This window comes from Micromonospora sp. MP36 (genome assembly GCF_008119785.1).
Taxonomy (GTDB): Bacteria; Actinomycetota; Actinomycetes; order Mycobacteriales; family Micromonosporaceae; genus Micromonospora.
This window is the reverse complement of record NZ_VSFA01000216.1, coordinates 1-4107: the sequence shown is the minus strand read 5'-3', so window position 1 is coordinate 4107 and position 4107 is coordinate 1. Positions and strand designations below refer to the sequence as shown.

Below are 4107 nucleotides of genomic sequence, written 5' to 3'. Positions count from 1 at the left end.
GACTAGCCCTGGGTGCAGCCGGGCGGGCCACCCGGCCCGCCCGGCTGCACCCCCGAAACCATGCCAATCGCCCTGGCACCAAGTAACCCGAGGTCACAACGCCACTAACGTCCCCGAAAGGCGCACCGCCTGTTTCCGTTGCGACGTTCCTCAACCCCCCCGTGCACGACCGGCTGTCGCAGGCCGACGGCCGGCCCCCGCCGGTGCCCAAACGACCGTTAATCTCATGGGGTGGGAAACGACGAGCTGTACCCCGCCGCGCGGCTGGCCGCCGCGCAGCGCGCCACCGCCGCGGCGGGCGTGGACGCGCTGCTGCTCACCCCCGGCTCCGATCTGCGCTACCTGACCGGATATGACGCCCACGAGGGGGAGCGGCTGACCTGCCTGGTGCTCCCGGCCGAGGGCGAGTCGACGCTGATCGTGCCGGTCCTGGAGCGCCCGGCCGCCGAGGCGTCCCCCGCCCCGGCCACCGGGGTGCGCATCGTCGACCACGCCGACGGCACCGACCCGTACCCCCTGGTGCGGGCGGCGCTGCCCGGTCCGGTGGCCGCCGTGGGCCTGGCCGACCGGATGTGGGCCGAGCAGGTCCTCGCCCTGCGCGCCACGCTGCCCGACGCCGGGCAGCGCCTCGCCTCCGAGGTGCTGCGCGAGCTGCGGATCCGCAAGTCGCCCGCCGAGGTGGCGGCCCTCGCCGAGGCGGGCGCCGCGATCGACGCGGTGCACCGGCGGATGGGGGAGTGGCTGCGCCCCGGCCGGACCGAGGTCGAGGTTGCCGCCGACATCGCCGCCGCGATCCGGGCGGCCGGCCACGTCACCGTCGACTTCGTCATCGTCGCCGCCGGGCCGAACGGCGCCAGCCCGCACCACGGCACCTCCGACCGGCCGATCCGGGCCGGGGAGCCGGTCGTGGTCGACATCGGCGGCACCATGCCGTCGGGCTACCGCTCCGACTGCACCCGCACGTACGTCGCCGGTGGGCCCGCTCCGGCCGAGTTCACCGACTACTACGCCGTGCTGCACGAGGCCCAGCGGGCGGCGGTGGCGGCGGTCCGGCCCGGGGTCACCGCCGAGGCGGTCGACGCGGCGGCCCGGGACGTCATCAGCGCCGCCGGCTACGGCGACGCCTTCCTGCACCGCACCGGCCACGGCATCGGCCTGGACACCCACGAGGAGCCGTACGTCGTGGCCGGCAACCCCCGGCCGCTGGAGGCCGGCATGGCGTTCTCGGTCGAACCCGGCATCTACCTCGCCGGGCGGCACGGCGCCCGGATCGAGGACATCGTCGTCTGCACGACCGACGGCGGGCAACGGCTCAACACCACCCCCACGGAGCTCATCGCGCTATGATTGTCGACCGGATCCTCCCCACCGACGAGGCCCACGATCTGCTGGACCTCGCCACCGAACTCGCCGACCGGGAGCTCGCCCCGCGTGCTGCCGGCTTCGAGGCGCGCGCCGAGTTCCCCCGCGAGGTGCTGCGCACCCTGGGCCGGGCCGGGCTGCTCGGCCTGCCGTACGCCGAGGAGCACGGCGGCGCCGCCCAGCCGTACGAGGTCTACCTGCAGGTGCTGGAGATCCTGGCCAGCCGCTGGCTCGCGGTCGCCGAGGCGGTCAGTGTGCACACCCTGTCCTGCTACCCGCTCGCCCAGTTCGGCACCGACGAGCAGCGCAAGCTGCTGCCGGACATGATCGGCGGGGAGCTGCTCGGGGCGTACTGCCTCTCCGAGCCGCAGGGCGGCTCCGACGCCGCGGCGCTGACCACGAGGGCGGTCCGCGACGGCGACGACTACGTGGTCACCGGCACCAAGGCGTGGATCACCCACGCCCGGGTCGCGGACTTCTACAACATCTTCTGCCGCACCGGCGGTCCCGGCCCGAAGGGCATCTCGTGTCTGCTGGCCAACCGGAACACCCCGGGGATCCACCCGCAGGCCGCCGAACGCACCATGGGGCTGTACGCCTCCCCGGTCGCCCAGATCGCCTTCGACGAGGCCCGGGTGCCGGCGGAGCGGCTCATCGGCGGCGAGGGCGTGGGGTTCACCATCGCCATGTCCGCCCTGGACTCCGGCCGGCTGGGCATCGCCGCCTGCGCGGTGGGTCTGGCGCAGGCCGCCCTCGACTACGCGATCGGCTACGCGAAGGAGCGCCAGCAGTTCGGTCGCCCGATCATCGACTTCCAGGGGCTGGGCTTCACCCTGGCCGACCACGCCACGCAGATCTCCGCGGCCCGGGCGCTGATGCTGGCCGCGGCGCGGCTGCGCGACGCCGGCCGGCCGTACTCGATCGAGGCGGCGAAGGCGAAGCTGTTCGCCACCGACGTGGCGATGCGGGTGACCACCGACGCGGTGCAGGTGCTCGGCGGCGCCGGCTACGTCGTCGACCACCCCGTCGAGCGGTACATGCGGGAGGCGAAGGTGCTGCAGATCGTCGAGGGCACTAACCAGATCCAGCGGCTGGTCATCTCCCGGGCCCTCGCCAAGGGCTGACGGACGCCGCTGCGCCACCGGCCGGCCCACCGAGCGTCACGCCCGGTGGGCCGGGTGCGGCATGGGAGCGTTTTCTCAGGTAGGTTGCACCGCGTGGAGGAGATCGACCGGGCCATCGTCGCCGCGCTGACCGGGGACGGTCGGCTGTCGTACACCGACCTCGCCGAGAAGGTGGGGCTGTCGGTGTCCGCCGTGCACCAGCGGGTCCGCCGGCTGGAGCAGCGCGGCGTCATCAAGGGATACGCCGCGCGCGTCTCGTTCGAGGCGCTGGACCTGCCGTTGACCGCGTTCGTGGCGATCCGGCCGTTCGACCCGTCGCAGCCGGACGACGCGCCGGAGCGGCTGGCCCACCTGCCCGAGATCGACTCGTGTTACTCGGTGGCGGGGGAGGACTTCTACCTGCTGCTGGTGCGGGTGGCCGGGCCGGCGGACCTGGAGCGGGTGCTGCAGGAGATCCGCACCGCCGCCAACGTCACCACGCGCACCACCGTGGTGCTCTCCACCCCGTACGAGAACCGGCCGCCCAAGGTCAATGCCGAGCTGCCTGGTCGGGGGCGGTCCCGGGCGGCGGCGGAGCCGGCTGGTTCCAACGCAGGATGACCTGCCGCCCGTGCTCGTGACCGAGCACGCTGACGGTGGCGGTGTCCAGCCGGAGCAGCCCACCGCCGGACGGGGGGAGCCCGATCCAGCGGGCGCCGATCACCCGGAGGCTGTGCGCGTGCCCGACCAGGGCGACGCTGCCCCGGTCGAGCAGGGCAGCGATGCCGGCGAGCACCCGGTCGGCGCGCTCGCCGACCTGGGCCGGTGACTCGCCGCCGGGGGCGCCGTCGATCCAGAGGTTCCAGCGCGGGTTCTCCGCGTGGACGTCGGCGGTGGTGCGTCCTTCGTACTTGCCGTAGTTCCACTCGGCCAGGTCGGGGTCGGTGGCGTCGACGTCGAGGCCGGCGAGGTGGGCGGTGCGGGTGGCTCGCTGCCGGGGACTGGACAGGACCCGGGCGAAGCGGCGGTCGGCGAGGATCACGCCGAGGGCGCGGGCCTGTCGCTCCCCGTCGGGGGTCAGCTCCAGATCGGTGTACGAGGTGTGCCGGTGGCTGGCGCTCCACGCGGTCTCCCCGTGCCGGATCAGCAGGATCTCTCCCATTGGTCCAGTTAAGCAGCCACCGCGTCCCCATGTTCACCTAGTGTCCTAGGACGGACTAGCGATGGTGTCCGCCTTCACACCGGAGCACAGCGTTTCAGCTCATCGACCACGGGGACGCGGCCGATGAGCGGGCCGAAGGGCCCGGGCACGTTGCCAACGAAGGGGAGTGGCATGAGCTTCACCGACAAGGCCAAGGCCAAGGCCCAGGAGATGAGCGGCCTCGCCAAGGAGCGGATCGGCGACGCCACCGACAACGAACGGCTGCGGGCACAGGGCGCCAGCGAGCAGCGCATGGCGCGGGACCGGCAGAAGCAGGCCGGCCGCGACGTGAAGAACGCCTTCGAGAAGTGACCCGTACTGCGGCGGGCTCCCCCGCCCGCGGGCCCCCCCCCGGCCCTCCGGCAGGTGCCGGCGCCCCCCGTGTCGTCTGGCCCGCGCGGCGAGCCCTTCCTCACCGCCCCCCCGGTGGTTCCGTGCGGG

Annotated in this window: 5 protein-coding genes; 4 read left to right on the top strand and 1 reads right to left on the bottom strand. The window is 73.8% G+C overall.

What is annotated here, in order from left to right; translation table 11 throughout:
* The first annotated feature begins 231 nt into the window (after positions 1-231).
* From FXF52_RS40525 to FXF52_RS40515, 3 genes are all read left to right on the top strand, one after another.
* The gene (locus FXF52_RS40525; RefSeq protein ID WP_148804936.1) at positions 232-1347 is read left to right on the top strand and encodes a Xaa-Pro peptidase family protein; all 1116 of its coding nucleotides are present in this window, start codon (positions 232-234) and stop codon (positions 1345-1347) included.
* Positions 1344-2486, top strand: coding sequence for an acyl-CoA dehydrogenase family protein (locus FXF52_RS40520; protein WP_148804935.1), 1143 nt, complete (start codon positions 1344-1346; stop codon positions 2484-2486). Before FXF52_RS40525 ends, FXF52_RS40520 begins: the two co-directional genes overlap by 4 nt.
* Before the next feature lie 93 nt (positions 2487-2579).
* Positions 2580-3086, top strand: a complete 507-nt coding sequence (locus tag FXF52_RS40515) for an Lrp/AsnC family transcriptional regulator (RefSeq protein ID WP_148804934.1) — start codon at positions 2580-2582, stop codon at positions 3084-3086.
* Here the strand turns inward: FXF52_RS40515 and FXF52_RS40510 are convergent.
* Positions 3016-3627: a histidine phosphatase family protein gene (locus FXF52_RS40510; protein ID WP_148804933.1), complete on the bottom strand. Its 612-nt coding sequence runs from the start codon at positions 3625-3627 to the stop codon at positions 3016-3018. The genes FXF52_RS40515 and FXF52_RS40510 overlap by 71 nt on opposite strands.
* Before the next feature lie 171 nt (positions 3628-3798).
* On the opposite strand from FXF52_RS40510, the gene FXF52_RS40505 reads away from it, so the two are divergent.
* Entirely contained in the window at positions 3799-3978 is a 180-nt protein-coding gene (locus FXF52_RS40505; protein WP_148804932.1) for a CsbD family protein, read from the top strand.
* The last annotated feature ends 129 nt before the right edge of the window (positions 3979-4107 follow it).